The sequence below is a fragment of the Streptomyces sp. NPDC058678 genome (genome assembly GCF_042714835.1).
Taxonomy (GTDB): Bacteria; Actinomycetota; Actinomycetes; order Streptomycetales; family Streptomycetaceae; genus Streptomyces.
Window position 1 is genome coordinate 133,804 of record NZ_JBHXSG010000018.1, and the last position, 16,053, is coordinate 149,856.

Consider the following 16,053-nt stretch of genomic DNA (forward strand, 5'->3'; position numbering starts at 1 on the left):
CAATGCCGGGTGGCAGGATTCGACTCATGCCAGACGCGCTCGAAGCCACCCCCTACGACGCCCTGCTCCTGCTCTCGTTCGGCGGCCCCGAGGGACCCGACGACGTGGTCCCGTTCCTGGAGAACGTGACGCGGGGGCGCGGTATCCCCAAGGAACGTCTGAAGGAAGTGGGTCAGCACTACTTCCTGTTCGGCGGGGTCAGCCCGATCAACGACCAGAACCGCGCCCTGCTGGACGCCCTCCGCAAGGACTTCGCGGAACACGGCCTCGACCTGCCGATCCACTGGGGCAACCGGAACTGGGCGCCCTACCTCACGGACACCCTGCGTGAGATGGTCACCGACGGCCGCCGTCGCATCCTGGTCCTCGCCACCAGCGCCTACGCCTCCTACTCGGGCTGCCGCCAGTACCGCGAGAACCTCGCCGACTCGCTCGCCACCCTGGAGGCAGAGGGCCTGGACCTGCCGAAGATCGACAAGCTGCGGCACTACTTCAACCACCCCGGTTTCCTCGAGCCCATGATCGACGGCGTCCTCCGGTCCCTCGCCGATCTCCCCGAGGACGTCAGGGACGGCGCCCACATCGCCTTCTCGACCCATTCGATCCCGATCGCCTCCGCCGACACCTCCGGCCCGGTGGAGGAGCAGGGTGACGGCGGCGCGTACGTCAGGCAGCACCTGGACGTCGCCCAGCTGATCGCCGACGCCGTCCGCGAGCGGACCGGCGTCGACCACCCCTGGCAGCTCGTGTACCAGTCCCGCTCCGGCGCCCCGCACATCCCGTGGCTGGAGCCCGACATCTGCGACCACCTGGAGGAGCGGCACGCGGCCGGGGCCCCGGCGGTCGTCATCGCCCCCATCGGCTTCGTCTCCGACCACATGGAGGTCCTGTACGACCTCGACACGGAGGCCAAGGCCAAGGGTGAGGAACTGGGCCTGCCGGTGCGCCGCTCGGCCACCGTCGGCGCCGACCCGCGGTTCGCCGCCGCGATCCGCGAGCTCGTCCTGGAGCGGGCCGCCGTCGAGCGCGGGCAGGAGGTCACGCCGTGCGCCCTGGGCGCGCTCGGTGCCCACCACAACCTCTGCCCGGTGGGCTGCTGCCCGGCCCGCGCGCCCCGCCCCGCCGCCGCGGGCGCCGACAGCCCCTACGCGTGAGGAGCGCCGTGACCGACCCCCTGTACCCGGAACTGCTCGCACTCGCCCAGGAGGCCGCCCGCCGGGCCGGCGCGCTGCTGCGGGACGGCCGCCCGGCCGACCTGGCGGTCGCCGCCACCAAGTCCAGCCCCATCGACGTGGTCACCGAGATGGACATCGCGGCGGAGAAGCTGATCACGGACCTGATCTCCGAGCACCGCCCGGACGACGGCTTCCTCGGCGAGGAGGGCGCCTCCAGCGAGGGCACGAGCGGCGTCCGCTGGGTGATCGACCCACTCGACGGCACGGTCAACTACCTCTACGGACTCCCCACTTGGGCCGTCTCCATCGCCGCCGAGCAGGACGGCGAGACGGTCGTCGGAGTCGTCGCGGCCCCGATGCGCGGCGAGACGTACCACGCGGTACGCGGCGGCGGGGCCAGGGCGACGGGCGCCTGGGACGGCGAGCGCCGACTGGCCTGCCGCCCGGCGCCGCCCCTGGAGCAGGCCCTGGTCTCGACGGGCTTCAACTACGTCACCGACGTCCGCGTCCACCAGGCCGAGGTCGCCCGCAAACTCATCCCGCTGCTGCGCGACATCCGACGCGGCGGCTCGGCAGCCGTCGATCTGTGCGACCTCGCCGCCGGCCGGCTCGACGGCTACTACGAACGAGGCCTCCACCCCTGGGACCTCGCCGCGGGCGACCTGATCGCCCGGGAGGCGGGCGCCCTGACCGGTGGACGCCCCGGAGAGCGCCCCGCACACGCCCTGACGGTCGCGGCCACCCCGGGCGTCTTCGAGCCCCTCCAGCGCCTCCTGGAGGACTTCGGCGCCTGGCACGACTGAGGCGCGCGGACGGAGGGCTTGCGCCCCCGCACAACGCGACGGGCCCCGGCGCTGGATTCGCCGGGGCCCGCCGCGTCGTGCGACACGAGCTGATCAGACGCGTGACGCGCCGACCTCCACACCGTGTTCGGCGGCGAGGCGGCGCAGGTCGTCGAGCTCGGCCTGTTCCACCTCGGCGAGGAAGTCGTCGCCCTCGTCGCGAGCCCGCGTCAGGTCGGTCTCGGTCGCCCTTATGCGCTGCAGAAGTCCTGCGGTGAAAGCGTCCATGCTGCGCCCCCTCGTCCTGGGTCGTGGGTCGATGGCACGGGGGTGTGCCGTTCGGAAGGGGCGATCACGTCTCAGTAGGTGCCCAGCGCTGCCCGGTGCTGGGCGGCGACGGTGCCGGACACCCACGCCCGCTCTGCGGAAAGCGGATCGCGGCGTGCCGCATGGTGCTGCGGCACATGCAGAGCGTGATCGCGGGGTGTAAAGCCGTCCTCCCCCCGCTCCCTTCCGCGGAAACCTCAACCCGACGAGAAAATCTCGCATTCCCCGGCCTCATACCTGTCCTTCAGACCGTGCTCACCCGCCTTACAGCCGACTTATGGCCGAAAAGGGCAGGATGGAGGTCCACACACTCACCAAGCCCCCTGCCCGCATGCCCCAGAAGCGCTACGCGGGTGGACACAGGAAGGACAAGCGACGTGCGCGTACTCGTCGTCGAGGACGAGCAACTGCTCGCCGATGCGGTGGCCACCGGACTGCGCCGGGAGGCCATGGCCGTCGACGTCGTGTACGACGGTGCGGCCGCCCTGGAACGCATCGGCGTGAACGACTACGACGTGGTCGTCCTCGACCGCGACCTCCCTCTCGTGCACGGCGACGACGTCTGCCGCAAGATCGTCGAACTCGGCATGCCCACCCGCGTGCTGATGCTCACGGCGTCCGGCGACGTCAGTGACCGCGTCGAGGGCCTGGAGATCGGCGCCGACGACTATCTGCCCAAGCCCTTCGCGTTCAGCGAGCTGACGGCACGCGTGCGTGCCCTCGGCCGGCGTACCAGCGTGCCCCTGCCGCCCGTCCTGGAGCGCGCCGGGATCAAGCTCGACCCGAACCGCCGCGAGGTCTTCCGCGACGGCAAGGAAGTCCAGCTGGCTCCCAAGGAGTTCGCCGTCCTGGAGGTGCTGATGCGCAGTGAGGGCGCGGTCGTCTCGGCCGAGCAGCTCCTGGAGAAGGCGTGGGACGAGAACACCGACCCGTTCACCAACGTCGTACGGGTCACCGTCATGACCCTGCGCCGCAAGCTCGGAGAGCCGCCCGTCATCGTGACCGTCCCCGGCTCCGGCTACCGGATCTGACCGCCCGTGGCCGCCACCCCGGCGCCTCCCCAGGCGCCCCCCAAGCCCACCTGGGACCCCCGGAAACCGGAGCCGCCCTTCCCGTGGCTGCGCCCGACCATCCGGATAAGGCTCACGCTGTTGTACGGCGGGATGTTCCTGATCGCCGGCATCCTGCTGCTGTCGATCATCTATCTGCTCGCCGCACAGGCGCTGAACGTCGCCGGCGACCTGCCCTTCAAGATCACCGAGGGGAAGGTCACCAGTCAGGTCTGCGACCTGCCTTCCAGTGCCTCGCCCGACGTGTTCAACAGCGCGATGAGCGAGTGCGTCAACGAACAGCGCCAGCACGCCCTGGACAACCTGCTCAGCCGCTCACTGCTGGCCCTGCTCGGCCTCGCGATCATCGCCTTCGCCTTCGGCTACGCCATGGCCGGCCGGGTCCTGGCGCCGCTCGGCCGGATCACCCGCACCGCGCGCGCGGTGGCCGGCTCGGACCTGTCCCGCCGTATCGAGCTGGACGGCCCGGACGACGAGCTGAAGGAGCTGGCGGACACCTTCGACGACATGCTGGAGCGGCTGCAGCGCGCCTTCACGGCCCAGCAGCGTTTCGTCGGCAATGCCTCGCACGAGCTGAGAACACCGCTCGCGATCAACCGCACGCTTCTCGAGGTGCACCTGTCGGACCCGAACGCGCCGATGGAGCTCCAGCAGCTCGGCAAGACACTGCTGGCCACCAACGAGCGCAGCGAGCAGCTCGTCGAGGGGCTGCTGCTGCTCGCCCGCAGCGACAACCAGATCGTCGAGCGCAAGCCGGTGGACCTCGCCGAGGTGGCCGAGCAGGCGGTCGACCAGGTGTACGGCGAGGCGGAGGCCAAGGGCGTGGTGATCCGCAGCGAGCAGAAGCCCGCGGTCGTCCAGGGCAACGGCGTGCTGCTGGAGCGGATCGCCCTGAACCTCGTGCAGAACGCCGTGCGGTACAACGTGCCCGACGGCGGCTGGGTCGAGGTGACGACGGAGGTCCAGCACGGCCAGGCGGTGCTCGTGGTGTCCAACACGGGCCCGGTGGTGCCGGCGTACGAGATCGACAACCTCTTCGAGCCGTTCCGGCGGCTGCGTACGGAGCGCACGGGCAGCGACAAGGGCGTCGGACTCGGACTGTCCATCGTCCGTTCCGTGGCTCGCGCGCACGGCGGCCACATCTCGGCACAGCCACGTGAGGGAGGTGGACTCGTGATGCGGGTGACCCTTCCCGTCTGAGATCATGGCCCCCGCACACGATCCGATACACGGGCTTGTTCGCTTTGCGCGGAATTTTCTGGCCGCCTTACGGACATCTCCGTGTGTGATCGATCACAAGGGAGAATTTCCGGCCATCTACTCTCAGTGATCATGCGACCTGTCGGAAAGCCGGGAAAATCCGGGTTTTCAGGGGTCCTGATCACGGGAAGTACACGGTGAGACGCCTTTGAAGTGCGGGATTCGGACCGTGTACGGTCCCGATCGCCATCCAACCCGATCACTCAAGAGGAGTCCGGTTGGGTGTCGATTGAGTAACAGACCTTGATGTGAGGCAAAATCTCCGCCTCGGGTCGGGCACAAGTCCGGCCTCTCACGCGTTACGTGCGCTGGAGACACCGCAGACACCCAGAGGGGGAGAGCGACATGGCAACCGACTACGACACCCCACGCAAGACCGACGACGACGTCGACTCGGACAGCCTTGAAGAACTGAAGGCCCGGAGGAACGACAAGTCGACGTCCGCAGTGGATGTCGACGAGTTCGAGGCCGCTGAAGGCCTCGAACTGCCCGGAGCGGACCTCTCGAACGAAGAGCTGGCCGTCCGGGTGCTGCCCAAGCAGCAGGACGAGTTCACCTGCATGAGCTGCTTCCTGGTGCACCACCGCAGCCAGCTGGCCCGCGAGAAGAACGGTCAGCCGATCTGCCGCGACTGCGACTGAGGGCGGGTCGGCCGTGACTGGCTCGACCCCACCTCGGAAGCGCCGCTTCCACCTACCGGGAGCGGACAAGGAGCCGTCCGAAGGGCGGCTCGGCGCGCGTGACGACGAGCGGGGCTCATCCGAACAGGGATCGGCCTCGCTCGAACCGGCGGCCGGCCGGACCGACCTCCCGGCGCCGGCCGCGACCCCCGCGCCCGTCGCCAGGCGGCGGGCCGCGGTGATCCGGGACAAGGCCCGGGAAGGAGTCCGCAAGAGCGGCAGCAGGGCCAGGGCGGGTTTGGCGTACCTCGCCGACCGGATCATCGACAACGCCCCGCGAATCCCCGTACGAGACCTCGCGACGCTGCGTAGACAGTTCCCCGGGCTGGGGCCCGAGGAGCTCGCGGACAAGCTCGTGGCGGGCGCCGCGGGCGCCACCGCCACGGTCGGAGCGGGCATCGGAGCGGCGGCCATGCTGCCCGTGCCGCCCGCCATGCCTACGGAACTGGCCGCCGAGATCACCGGGGTCGCCGCGATCGAGCTGAAGCTGATCGCCGAACTCCACGAGGTCTACGGCGTCCGGCCGCCCGGCAATCTCAAGCAGCGCAGCACCGCGTATCTCGACTCCTGGTCGGGAGAGCGCGGCATCGACGTGACCAAGCCGTCCACGATGAGTTCGGCGCTCAACAGCCCTCTGAAACACCAGATGCGGCAGCAGATCATGAAACGCGTGGTGCGTGACCTGCCGAACCTGATGCCGTTCATGGTCGGCGCGGCCGTGGGGGCGGTCATGAACCGCCGGGACACCAGAAAACTCGCGGAGCGGATCCGAGCGGATCTGCGGAAGATCCAGGTGCCTTGGGAGGCGCTTCCCGTACTGCCCCCGCTGGAGTCCCCTGAGAATCCGCTCGAAATCGGGGACATTCCGAAGAAGCTCGGGCGCGGACGCAAAGAAATCGGACCCTGACGAAGTTTTTGCGCGGCGGTGAAAAAGATTTTGGGCCGCCTCGGCGAGGCTCCTCCGCGAGACCCCCCACGAGGGCCGGGTGAAGCCCCGCCCGGGTGTTCTACCTGGGCTCCTAGGCCGCCGCGCGGGCCGACTTCAGGGCCTCGGCCAGCTTCTCCGGCTCACGCGTCGACAGGTACAGATACGGCGTCGGGTCGGCCGGGTCGGTGACGTCCACGCGCAGCGCGGTGGGGATGTAGGCGCGCAGCAGCAGGAACGCGCGGGTGTCGGCCTTGTAGGTGCGCCAGGCGCGCGCCTCCTCCGGGTCCAGGACCTCCGCCTCGCCCAGGGCCGACACCGGGATCTTCGCCTCGCCCGCGATGAGGAAACCGCCCACGACACGGATCCGCAGGGAGCCGTACGCACTGGCCGCGACCGCCGCCACGGCCGTCCCGCCGACCAGGCCGCCGAGCAGCGGCAGTGTGCCGAAGGGCAGCAGGATCAACGCCATCGAGACCCCGACCAGTAAGGAGATCAGCCACCAGGTGCGGGGGGCGGTGAGGCGTTCTTCGTACGGGGTGGCGGAAAGCTGCATGAAGCCAAGCTTGGCACGGTGTCGGGAACGGTCCGACGCGCGGGTAAGGTCTGCGGCTGTGAGTCGTACATCCGCAGCTCTTGAGCCTCCGGCCGACGCCGTGCGACCGGTGCGGCACCCGGATGCGCCCGCGCCCGGCGAGCTCCTCGGCGCGCACTACGAACACTGCTTCGGCTGTGGCGACGGGCAGCCGCACGGGCTGCACCTCCAGGCGCGGGCCGGCGAGGGTGTCACCATCACGGCCGAGTTCACCGTGCAGCCCGCCCACCAGGGCGCTCCGGGGCTCGCGCACGGCGGTGTGCTGGCCTCCGCCCTCGACGAGACCCTCGGCTCGCTGAACTGGCTGCTGCGGACGGTCGCGGTGACCGGGCGGCTGGAGACGGACTTCGTGCGGCCGGTGCCGGTCGGTACGACGCTGCACCTGGAGGCCGAGGTGACGGCGGTGGCCGGGCGGAAGATCTTCTCGACGGCCACCGGACGCGTGGGCGGCCCCGACGGGCCGGTCGCGGTCCGGGCCGACGCCCTCTTCATCGAGGTGAAGGTCGACCACTTCGTCGAGAACGGCCGCCAGGAGGAGATCCGGGCGGCCATGGAGGACCCGGACCAGGTCCGCCGTGCGCGTGCCTTCGAGGTGAACCCGTGAGCCGTGACCCCGTGAACGTGCTGATCCGGCGCGTCGACCCCGACGTACCGCTTCCGACGTACGCGCATCCCGGTGACGCGGGAGCCGATCTGCGCACCACCGAGAGCCGTGAACTCGAGCCGGGCGAACGGGCCGTGCTGCCCACGGGGGTGTCTGTGGCGCTGCCGGAGGGGTACGCGGCCTTCGTGCACCCGCGATCCGGTCTCGCCGCCCGCTGCGGTGTCGCTCTCGTGAATGCCCCGGGGACGGTTGATGCCGGGTACCGTGGGGAGATCAAGGTGATCGTGGTGAATCTCGACCCGCGCGAGTCGGTGCGGTTCGAGCGCTTCGACCGGATTGCCCAACTGGTCGTCCAGCAGGTCGAGAGGGTCCGCTTCCAGGAGGTCGCGGAGCTTCCCGACTCGGCTCGGGCCGAGGAGGGCTTCGGGTCCACCGGCGGCCATGCGGCTGTGGGCGGCTCAAGCAGCACAAACAGCACAAGCGGTCAGGCCGCCGACGGCGGCGCAACGGGTGGGAATCGATACGCTTCGGCCGTATCCGACCGGGAAGGACAGTGACGTGTTCGGACGTCGCAAGAAGAAGGGTGCCGCCGAGGACGCGGCCGGCGAGCCCGAGCAGGTCGTCGACGGTGTCGACACTGAGGCGGACGACAAGGACGAGCACGAGGGCGGGCGCTCGCGCGTGAGGCTGGAGCCGGAGCCGCGGCCCGACGGGCCCTGGGACGACTCCGAGGTGCGTGACCCGGCCGAGGGCCGCGTGGACCTGGGCGGCCTGTTCGTGCCGGGCGTCGACGGCATGGAGCTGCGGGTGGAGGTCGCGGGCGACGCGATCGTCGCGGCGACCGTCGTCCTGCGGGACAGCGCCATCCAGTTGCAGGCATTCGCCGCCCCCAAGCGTGAGGGCATCTGGGGCGAGGTGCGCGAGGAGATCGGCTCGGGCATCACCCAGCAGGGCGGCATCGTCGACGAGGTCGAGGGCCCGCTGGGCTGGGAGCTGCGTGCCCAGGTGCCGGTGCAGCTGCCGGACGGCACGGGCGGCTTCCAAGTGGTGCGGTTCGTCGGTGTGGACGGCCCGCGCTGGTTCCTGCGCGGTGTCATCTCCGGCCAGGGCGCGGTACAGCCGCAGGCGGCCGGCCTGCTGGAGCAGATCTTCCGGGACACGGTCGTCGTCCGCGGCGAGGGCCCGATGGCGCCCCGCGACCCGATCGTCCTGAAGCTGCCGAACGACGCGCAGATGGTGCCCGAGGGCGTCCAGCAGGACGACGGCACCTCGCGCTTCTCCGGCGGCATGGGCCAGTTGCAGCGCGGACCGGAGATCACCGAGGTCCGCTAGACAGACGCGACAAGGGCCGCACCCCGTACAGGGGATGCGGCCCTTTTCTGCTCCTGAGGTCTTGCCGCCCGAGGCCATCAACAGCTCGCACGCAGGGGGACGAGCCGGGCTGAACCGTTGAACTGCCGGGCGTCGGTTGGCGATACTGGCGCCCGGTCCACGGGGGAGGACGCATGACTCAGGTGGTCACCGAGACCATGGTGCGCGTCGAGAACGTCCGCAAGTCGTACGGCGAGTCGGCCGCCGTCGTGCACGCGCTGCGCGGAGTCTCCTTCGAGGTGCCACGCGGCGAACTCGTCGCCCTCAAAGGGCGCTCGGGATCCGGCAAGACCACGCTCCTCAACATCGTCGGCGGGCTCGACCTGCCCGACGAGGGGCGGGTCACGGTCGACGGGCTCGACCTCGCGGAGCTGGGCGAGGACGGACTGCTCGCGTTGCGCCGGGACCGTATCGGATTCGTCTTCCAGTCCTTCGGGCTGATCCCGATCCTCACGGCCGCCGAGAACGTCGGTGTGCCGATGCGGCTGCGCCGGGCCGACCCCCGCGAGCGGGAGGAGCGTGTCGAGCTGCTGCTGTCCCTGGTCGGGCTCGCCGACCACGCCCGGCAGCGGCCCGGCGAGCTGTCCGGCGGCCAGCAGCAGCGGGTCGCCATCGCCCGCGCCCTCGCCAACAGCCCCTCGCTCCTCGTCGCCGACGAGCCGACCGGCCAGCTGGACGCGGAGACCGGCCACGCCGTGATGGAGCTGCTGCGGGCCGTCGTCCGCAGTGAACAGGTCACCGCGCTGGTCGCCACGCACGACGCGAACCTGCTGGACCTGGCCGACCGCGTGCTGGAGCTCAGCGACGGGGAGATCGTCGAGGGATGACGGCCTCGGGCCGTTCCCGGTGCGTCAGGGTTGCGTCAAGGACGGCCCACGGGCCGCACCCGACCCCATTTGCCGTGATTATTGGCCGTAAGGTCGACGCTGCGTAGGCAGCAGTGACCGGAAGACAATGGAACCATGGGACGCGGCAAGCTTCGGATCCACCTCGGTGCGGCACCGGGCGTCGGCAAGACGTACGCGATGCTGTCCGAGGCGCACCGGCGGGTCGAGCGCGGTACGGACTGCGTGGTGGCCCTCGTGGAGCACCACGACCGGCCGCGCACCGAGGTGATGGTGCACGGCCTGGAGCAGATCCCGCGCCGGGAGCTGGAGTACCGCGGCGGCGCGTTCACCGAGATGGACGTCGATGCCGTGCTCCGCAGGGCCCCCGCCGTCGCCCTGGTGGACGAGCTGGCCCACACCAACATCCCCGGCTCACGCAACGCCAAGCGGTGGCAGGACGTGGAGGAACTGCTGGCGGCCGGGATCGACGTGGTCTCGACGGTCGACATCCAGCACCTGGAGTCCCTGGGGGACGTGGTCGAGGCGATCACGGGGGTGCGGCAGCGGGAGACGGTGCCGGACGAGGTGGTGCGGCGGGCGGACCAGATCGAGCTGGTCGACATGTCGCCACAGGCGCTGCGTCGCCGGATGGCGCACGGCAACATCTACCAGCCCGACAAGGTGGACGCGGCCCTGTCGAACTACTTCCGGCCCGGCAACCTCACCGCGCTGCGGGAACTGGCGCTGCTGTGGGTGGCCGACCGGGTGGACGCGTATCTGCAGCAGTACCGCAGCGATCACCGGGTGTCGAAGATCTGGGGTTCGCGCGAGCGGATCGTGGTCGGGCTGACCGGTGGTCCGGAAGGGCGGACGCTGATCAGGCGGGCGGCGCGGCTGGCGGAGAAGGGCGCCGGAGGTGAGGTGCTGACGGTCTACATAGCCCGCAGCGACGGGCTGACCTCGGCCTCCCCGAAGGAACTGGCCCTGCAGCGGACCCTGGCCGAGGACCTCGGCGGGACCTTCCACCACGTGGTGGGTGACGACATACCGGTCGCACTGCTGGACTTCGCACGCGGGGTGAACGCCACCCAGATCGTCCTCGGCTCCTCGCGCCGCAAGACCTGGCAGTACGTCTTCGGTCCGGGCGTCGGTACGACCGTGGCCCGCGAGTCGGGGCCCGACCTCGACGTGCACATCGTCACCCACGAGGAGGTCGCCAAGGGCCGCGGCCTGCCGGTCGCCCGGGGCGCGCGGCTCGGCCGGACGCGGATCATCTGGGGCTGGCTGGTCGGCGTGGCCGGCCCGGTGATCCTGGCTCTCCTGTTCAACACCGTCCACCTCGGCCTCGCCAACGACATGCTGCTGTTCCTGACGGCCGTGGTGGCGGCGGCCCTGCTCGGCGGACTGCTGCCCGCGCTGGCCTCGGCGGCGATGGGGTCCCTGCTGCTGAACTACTTCTACACACCGCCCCTGCACCACTGGACCATCGCCGACCCGAAGAACGCCATCGCCATCGCGATCTTCGTCGGCGTCGGAGTGTCGGTGGCCTCCGTGGTCGACCTCGCCGCCCGGCGCACCCACCAGGCCGCCCGGCTGCGCGCCGAATCGGAGATCCTGTCCTTCCTCGCGGGCAACGTGCTGCGCGGCGAGACCGGCCTGGAGGAGCTCCTGGAACGGGTCCGCGAGACCTTCGGCATGGAGTCGGCAGCCCTGCTGGAGCGGAAGAGCGACGTCGACCCGTGGACCTGCGCGGGCCGGGTCGGCCTCGGGCGGCCGCTGGAGCGGCCCGAGGAGGCGGACGTCGACATGCCGGTCGGGGACCACATGGCGCTCGCGCTGACCGGCCGGGTCCTGCCCGCCGAGGACCGCCGGGTGCTGGCGGCCTTCGCCGCGCAGGCCGCCGTCGCCTTGGACCGGCGGCGCCTCCGGGAGGAGGCCGACCAGGCCCGCACACTGGCCGAGGGCAACCGGATCCGCACCGCGCTCCTGGCCGCCGTGAGCCATGACCTCCGTACGCCACTGGCCGGTATCAAGGCGGCCGTCTCGTCGCTGCGGTCCCACGACGTGGCGTGGTCCGAGGAGGACCGGGCGGAGCTCCTCGAAGGCATCGAGGAGGGGGCGGACCGGCTCGATCACCTGGTGGGCAACCTGCTCGACATGTCCCGGCTCCAGACCGGCACGGTCACCCCGCTGATCAGGGAGATCGACCTCGACGAGGTGGTGCCGATGGCGCTCGGCGGGGTGCCCGAAGGCAGCGCCGACCTCGACATCCCGGAGACGCTGCCGATGGTGGCCGTTGACCCCGGGCTGCTGGAGCGGTCGGTGGCCAACCTGGTCGAGAACGCCGTCAAGTACAGCCCGGCCGGCCAAGCCGTCCTGGTGTCCGCCAGCGCCCTCGCCGACCGGGTCGAGGTGCGGGTGGTCGACCGGGGCCCCGGCGTCCCCGACGAGGCCAAGGAGCGCATCTTCGAGCCCTTCCAGCGCTACGGCGACGCCCCGCGCGGCGCCGGCGTCGGACTCGGTCTCGCCGTGGCGCGCGGTTTCGCCGAGGCGATGGGCGGCACCCTCAACGCCGAGGACACGCCCGGCGGCGGCCTCACCATGGTGCTCACACTCCGGGCGGCGGGACGGAGCCCCGAGGAGCCGCTTCACCCCGAACGACCCGAAAGGCAGGTCGCATGACCCGGGTGCTGGTGATCGACGACGAGCCGCAGATCGTGCGCGCCCTCGTGATCAACCTCAGGGCGCGCAAGTACGAGGTCGACGCGGCGCACGACGGCGCCACCGCCCTCGAACTCGCCGCCACCCGCCACCCGGACGTGGTGGTCCTCGACCTGGGCCTGCCCGACATGGACGGCGTCGAGGTGATCAAGGGCCTGCGCGGCTGGACCCGTGTGCCGATCCTGGTGCTGTCCGCCCGGCACTCCTCCGACGAGAAGGTCGAGGCGCTGGACGCGGGTGCCGACGACTACGTCACCAAGCCCTTCGGCATGGACGAGCTGCTGGCCCGGTTGCGTGCCGCCGTCCGCCGGGCCGAGCCGACGGGGGGCGGCGACGACGACGTGCTGGTGGAGACCGACGAGTTCACCGTCGACCTCGCGGCCAAGAAGGTCCGGCGGCACGGGAAGGACGTACGGCTGACACCCACGGAGTGGCATCTGCTGGAGGTGCTGGTGCGCAACACCGGCCGCCTGGTCGGCCAGAGACAGCTGCTCCAGGAGGTGTGGGGGCCGTCGTACGGGACGGAGACGAACTACCTTCGCGTCTACATGGCCCAGCTCAGGCGCAAGCTGGAAGCGGACCCGTCGCATCCGAAGCACTTCGTCACCGAGCCGGGGATGGGGTACCGGTTCGAGCGATAGCACCGGGGGTACGTAGCTGTCGGTGGGCCCCGGTACGCTTCAGACATGAGTGCTGTTCCTCGTTCCGAGAAGCCGGCGGGCCGGTTCCGGCGCATGCTCGACCGGCTCTCCTCGTCGCAGGAGGACCTGGAGTCCGAGGAGCTGCGGGAGGACACCGCGACCGCCGGCTGCACCCGCATCGGTGACTGTCACGACCGACAGGTCGTCACCGTTACTGGTACCTTGCGCACGGTCACGCTGCGCCCGCGCGCGGGCGTCCCGGCGCTGGAGGCCGAGCTGTTCGACGGCTCCGCCGCGCTGGACGTGGTGTGGCTCGGCAGACGCTCCATCGTGGGGATAGAGCCGGGGCGCAAACTGATCGCATCGGGCCGGATCTCGATGAGCCGGGGCCGCCGGGTGCTGTTCAACCCGAAATACGAACTGAGACCCCTCGGACGGGAGTAGCCGGTGACGTCGCTCGACAAGCCGACCGAAGACACCGAAGACGCTGCGCGGGACGCCCGGGCGGTGACCGAGGCCGCGCTGTTCGAAGCCTTCGGCGGCGTGCGGGGCATGGTCGAGACGGTGTTGCCCGGCCTTCTCTTCGTCACCATTTTCACGATCAACAAGGACCTGCACTGGTCGGCCATCGCGGCCCTTGCCGTGTCGCTGGCCCTGGTCGTGGTCCGCCTGGTGATGAAGGACACCGTCAAGCACGCCTTCAGCGGTGTCTTCGGCGTCGCCTTCGGTGTCGTCTTCGCGATGATGACCGGCAACGCCAAGGACTTCTACCTCCCCGGCATGCTCTACACGCTGGGCCTGGGGCTCGCCTACATCATCACGACCCTCTGCGGCGTCCCGCTGATCGGTCTGATCCTCGGCCCCGTCTTCAAGGAGAACCTCTCCTGGCGCACCCGCAACCCGGGCCGCAAGAAGGCGTACGCCAAGGCGAGCTACGCCTGGGGCCTGATCCTGCTCGCCAAGTGCGCGATCCTCTTCCCGCTGTACTGGTGGGCCGACACGACCCAGCTGGGCTGGATCCTGATCGCCCTCAAGATCCCGCCGTTCCTCCTGGCCGTGTATCTGACCTGGGTCTTCCTGGCGAAGGCACCGGCCCCCATCGACGTCTTCGCGGAGATGGAGGCGGAGGAGCGCGCCGAGAAGGAGCGCAAGGCCGCTCTGGCGGAGGAGCACGGCGAGTCGACGGCCGGCCGTCACCGCCGAGAGGCGTAGCCGTCCCTACGACGACGAAGGGCGCCCGGGACTCTCCGGGCGCCCTTCGTCGTCGTATCCCCGCCGACATCAGCCCGGTGCTTCCTCCCGGCGCACCGACAGCAGGTCCTCCAGCTGCTCCTCGCGGGCCGGGGCGGCCACGAAGAGGAGCTCGTCGCCCGCCTCCAGGGAGTCGTCCTGGGTGGGGGTGAGCACGCGGGTGCCGCGGATGATCGTCACCAGGGACGTGTCCTGCGGCCACTCGACGTCGCCGACCTGGGTGCCGGCCAGGGCCGACTCCTCCGGGAGGGTCAACTCGACCAGGTTGGCGTCGCCGTGGCTGAAGCGGAGCAGACGGACCAGGTCGCCGACGCTCACCGCCTCCTCGACCAGGGCCGACATCAGCCGCGGGGTGGAGACGGCGACGTCCACGCCCCAGGACTCGTTGAACAGCCACTCGTTCTTCGGGTTGTTCACCCGGGCGACGACGCGCGGAACGCCGTACTCCGTTTTCGCCAGCAGGGAGACGACCAAGTTGACCTTGTCGTCGCCGGTCGCGGCGATCACCACGTTGCAGCGCTGGAGCGCCGCCTCGTCCAGGGACGTGATCTCGCAGGCGTCGGCCAGCAGCCACTCCGCCTGCGGGACGCGCTCCACCGAGATGGCGGTCGGCGCCTTGTCGACGAGCAGGACCTCGTGGCCGTTCTCCAGCAGTTCGCCCGCGATCGAGCGGCCGACCGCGCCGGCACCGGCAATGGCGACCCTCATCAGTGACCGCCCTCCTCTTCGGGACCCTTGTCGAACGCTGCCTCGACCTTGTCGACCTCGTCGGTGCGCATCATCACGTGCACCAGGTCGCCCTCCTGCAACACCGTCTGCGAGCTCGGCAGAATCGCTTCGCCGAGCCGGGTCAGGAACGCCACGCGCACGCCGGTCTCCTCCTGGAGACGGCTGATCCGCTGGCCCACCCAGGACGAGGCGGTGTGCACCTCGGCCAGCTGCACGCCGCCGGTGGGGTCGCGCCACAGCGGCTCGGCGCCCGAGGGCAGCAGTCGGCGCAGCATCTGGTCGGCCGTCCAGCGCACCGTCGCGACGGTGGGGATGCCCAGACGTTGGTAGACCTCGGCACGACGGGGGTCGTAGATACGGGCCGCGACGTTCTCGATGCCGAACATCTCGCGGGCGACGCGCGCGGCGATGATGTTCGAGTTGTCCCCGCTGGAGACCGCGGCGAACGCGCCGGCCTCCTCGATGCCCGCCTCGCGAAGGGTGTCCTGGTCGAAGCCGACCCCGGTGACACGACGGCCGCCGAACCCGGAGCCCAGCCGCCGGAAGGCGGTGGGGTCCTGGTCGATCACGGCGACCGTGTGCCCCTGCTGCTCCAGGTTCTGGGCGAGCGCCGAACCCACCCGCCCGCAGCCCATGATGACGATGTGCACTGAAGCCCTACCCCGCAGTCCTGGTCATCGCGATGACCTGCGAAAACACCCTGATCACTCTTCTCTCTCAGTCTGCCGGGCAACAACGGGCAACAGCGTCCGTCGTTGCCCGAACACGAGCTTATGCCGCAACTTCGTCCGTGCCCTCATCCGCGTAGGGCGAGGGTTTGTTCAGCGTGCGTTGAAGTATTTGGCTTCGGGGTGGTGGATGACGATGGCGTCGGTGGACTGTTCGGGGTGGAGCTGGAATTCCTCGGAGAGGTGGACGCCGATGCGTTCGGGTTTGAGGAGGCCGGCGATCTTGGCGCGGTCCTCGAGGTCGGGGCAGGCGCCGTAGCCCAGGGAGAAGCGGGCGCCGCGGTATTTGAGGGCGAACATGTCTTCCATGGCGTCGGGGTCCTGGCCGGCGAAGCCGAGTTCGGAGCGGACCCGGGCGTGCCAGTA

The 16,053-nt window shown here is 70.4% G+C and carries 19 protein-coding genes; 14 read left to right on the top strand and 5 right to left on the bottom strand.

From position 1 onward, the window contains the following. Positions 1–26: 26 nt before the first annotated feature. Together ACFWWR_RS18750 and ACFWWR_RS18755 are read left to right on the top strand one after the other, a co-directional pair. Positions 27–1,154 carry a ferrochelatase gene (locus tag ACFWWR_RS18750; RefSeq protein WP_383866528.1) on the top strand — a complete coding sequence of 376 codons (1,128 nt, stop codon included), beginning with the start codon at positions 27–29 and terminating at the stop codon, positions 1,152–1,154. Positions 1,155–1,162: 8 nt separating this feature from the next. Continuing rightward, on the top strand, positions 1,163–1,978 hold the full coding sequence (locus ACFWWR_RS18755) for an inositol monophosphatase family protein (RefSeq protein ID WP_383866530.1): 816 nt from the start codon (positions 1,163–1,165) through the stop codon (positions 1,976–1,978). Positions 1,979–2,071: 93 nt separating this feature from the next. Here ACFWWR_RS18755 and ACFWWR_RS18760 read toward each other — a convergent pair whose 3' ends face one another. Continuing rightward, on the bottom strand, positions 2,072–2,245 hold the full coding sequence (locus ACFWWR_RS18760; RefSeq protein ID WP_217237421.1) for a hypothetical protein: 174 nt from the start codon (positions 2,243–2,245) through the stop codon (positions 2,072–2,074). A 416-nt stretch (positions 2,246–2,661) separates the two neighbouring features. Here ACFWWR_RS18760 and ACFWWR_RS18765 point away from each other — a divergent pair, with 416 nt between their 5' ends. The 4 genes from ACFWWR_RS18765 (at position 2,662) to ACFWWR_RS18780 (ending at position 6,202) form a co-directional block, all read left to right on the top strand. Next, complete coding sequence (locus tag ACFWWR_RS18765) at positions 2,662–3,315, top strand: response regulator transcription factor (protein ID WP_007385219.1); 654 nt, start codon at positions 2,662–2,664, stop codon at positions 3,313–3,315. Between the two features lie 6 nt (positions 3,316–3,321). Beyond that, positions 3,322–4,554, top strand: coding sequence for a sensor histidine kinase (locus ACFWWR_RS18770; protein WP_383866532.1), 1,233 nt, complete (start codon positions 3,322–3,324; stop codon positions 4,552–4,554). Positions 4,555–4,959: 405 nt separating this feature from the next. Next, on the top strand, positions 4,960–5,256 hold the full coding sequence (locus tag ACFWWR_RS18775) for a DUF4193 domain-containing protein (RefSeq protein ID WP_005481602.1): 297 nt from the start codon (positions 4,960–4,962) through the stop codon (positions 5,254–5,256). A 13-nt stretch (positions 5,257–5,269) separates the two neighbouring features. Beyond that, on the top strand, positions 5,270–6,202 hold the full coding sequence (locus ACFWWR_RS18780; RefSeq protein ID WP_383866535.1) for a hypothetical protein: 933 nt from the start codon (positions 5,270–5,272) through the stop codon (positions 6,200–6,202). 112 nt (positions 6,203–6,314) lie between these two features. Here the strand turns inward: ACFWWR_RS18780 and ACFWWR_RS18785 are convergent, their stop codons facing one another. After that, positions 6,315–6,776, bottom strand: coding sequence for a DUF3093 domain-containing protein (locus tag ACFWWR_RS18785; RefSeq protein WP_383866537.1), 462 nt, complete (start codon positions 6,774–6,776; stop codon positions 6,315–6,317). 58 nt (positions 6,777–6,834) lie between these two features. Here ACFWWR_RS18785 and ACFWWR_RS18790 point away from each other — a divergent pair, with 58 nt between their 5' ends. The 8 genes from ACFWWR_RS18790 (at position 6,835) to ACFWWR_RS18825 (ending at position 14,191) form a co-directional block, all read left to right on the top strand. Beyond that, complete coding sequence (locus ACFWWR_RS18790; protein ID WP_384304303.1) at positions 6,835–7,419, top strand: PaaI family thioesterase; 585 nt, start codon at positions 6,835–6,837, stop codon at positions 7,417–7,419. Beyond that, on the top strand, positions 7,416–7,976 hold the full coding sequence (gene dut, locus ACFWWR_RS18795; RefSeq protein ID WP_384304305.1) for a dUTP diphosphatase: 561 nt from the start codon (positions 7,416–7,418) through the stop codon (positions 7,974–7,976). The genes ACFWWR_RS18790 and dut overlap by 4 nt, the downstream gene beginning before the upstream one ends. Position 7,977: 1 nt before the next feature. Further along, complete coding sequence (locus ACFWWR_RS18800) at positions 7,978–8,751, top strand: DUF3710 domain-containing protein (RefSeq protein ID WP_383866543.1); 774 nt, start codon at positions 7,978–7,980, stop codon at positions 8,749–8,751. Between the two features lie 173 nt (positions 8,752–8,924). After that, positions 8,925–9,617: an ABC transporter ATP-binding protein gene (locus tag ACFWWR_RS18805; protein WP_383866544.1), complete on the top strand. Its 693-nt coding sequence runs from the start codon at positions 8,925–8,927 to the stop codon at positions 9,615–9,617. A gap of 135 nt (positions 9,618–9,752) precedes the next feature. Then, positions 9,753–12,299 (top strand): ATP-binding protein, encoded by a 2,547-nt coding sequence (locus ACFWWR_RS18810; RefSeq protein ID WP_384304306.1) that lies wholly within the window; start codon positions 9,753–9,755, stop codon positions 12,297–12,299. Further along, complete coding sequence (locus ACFWWR_RS18815; protein WP_383866547.1) at positions 12,296–12,979, top strand: response regulator; 684 nt, start codon at positions 12,296–12,298, stop codon at positions 12,977–12,979. The genes ACFWWR_RS18810 and ACFWWR_RS18815 overlap by 4 nt, the downstream gene beginning before the upstream one ends. 45 nt (positions 12,980–13,024) lie before the next feature. After that, entirely contained in the window at positions 13,025–13,423 is a 399-nt protein-coding gene (locus ACFWWR_RS18820; protein WP_189147595.1) for an OB-fold nucleic acid binding domain-containing protein, read from the top strand. Between the two features lie 3 nt (positions 13,424–13,426). Then, positions 13,427–14,191: a DUF3159 domain-containing protein gene (locus tag ACFWWR_RS18825; protein ID WP_383866549.1), complete on the top strand. Its 765-nt coding sequence runs from the start codon at positions 13,427–13,429 to the stop codon at positions 14,189–14,191. Positions 14,192–14,260: 69 nt separating this feature from the next. On the opposite strand, the gene ACFWWR_RS18830 is transcribed toward ACFWWR_RS18825, so the two are convergent. The 3 genes from ACFWWR_RS18830 to ACFWWR_RS18840 all read right to left on the bottom strand — a co-directional run. Continuing rightward, entirely contained in the window at positions 14,261–14,938 is a 678-nt protein-coding gene (locus ACFWWR_RS18830) for a potassium channel family protein (protein ID WP_383866551.1), read from the bottom strand. Further along, entirely contained in the window at positions 14,938–15,609 is a 672-nt protein-coding gene (locus ACFWWR_RS18835; protein ID WP_383866553.1) for a potassium channel family protein, read from the bottom strand. The genes ACFWWR_RS18830 and ACFWWR_RS18835 overlap by 1 nt, the downstream gene beginning before the upstream one ends. A gap of 171 nt (positions 15,610–15,780) precedes the next feature. Then, on the bottom strand, positions 15,781–16,053 hold a 273-nt coding region (locus ACFWWR_RS18840; RefSeq protein WP_384304308.1), incomplete at its 5' end, for a vitamin B12 dependent-methionine synthase activation domain-containing protein.

Coding starts and splice junctions, on each gene's coding strand:
- ACFWWR_RS18775 (WP_005481602.1), top strand. CDS start 4,960: ATGGCAACCGACTACGACACCCCACGCAAGACCGACGACGACGTCGAC.
- ACFWWR_RS18750 (WP_383866528.1), top strand. CDS start 27: ATGCCAGACGCGCTCGAAGCCACCCCCTACGACGCCCTGCTCCTGCTC.
- ACFWWR_RS18785 (WP_383866537.1), bottom strand. CDS start 6,776: ATGCAGCTTTCCGCCACCCCGTACGAAGAACGCCTCACCGCCCCCCGC.
- ACFWWR_RS18760 (WP_217237421.1), bottom strand. CDS start 2,245: ATGGACGCTTTCACCGCAGGACTTCTGCAGCGCATAAGGGCGACCGAG.
- ACFWWR_RS18815 (WP_383866547.1), top strand. CDS start 12,296: ATGACCCGGGTGCTGGTGATCGACGACGAGCCGCAGATCGTGCGCGCC.
- ACFWWR_RS18810 (WP_384304306.1), top strand. CDS start 9,753: ATGGGACGCGGCAAGCTTCGGATCCACCTCGGTGCGGCACCGGGCGTC.
- ACFWWR_RS18830 (WP_383866551.1), bottom strand. CDS start 14,938: ATGAGGGTCGCCATTGCCGGTGCCGGCGCGGTCGGCCGCTCGATCGCG.
- ACFWWR_RS18820 (WP_189147595.1), top strand. CDS start 13,025: ATGAGTGCTGTTCCTCGTTCCGAGAAGCCGGCGGGCCGGTTCCGGCGC.
- ACFWWR_RS18805 (WP_383866544.1), top strand. CDS start 8,925: ATGACTCAGGTGGTCACCGAGACCATGGTGCGCGTCGAGAACGTCCGC.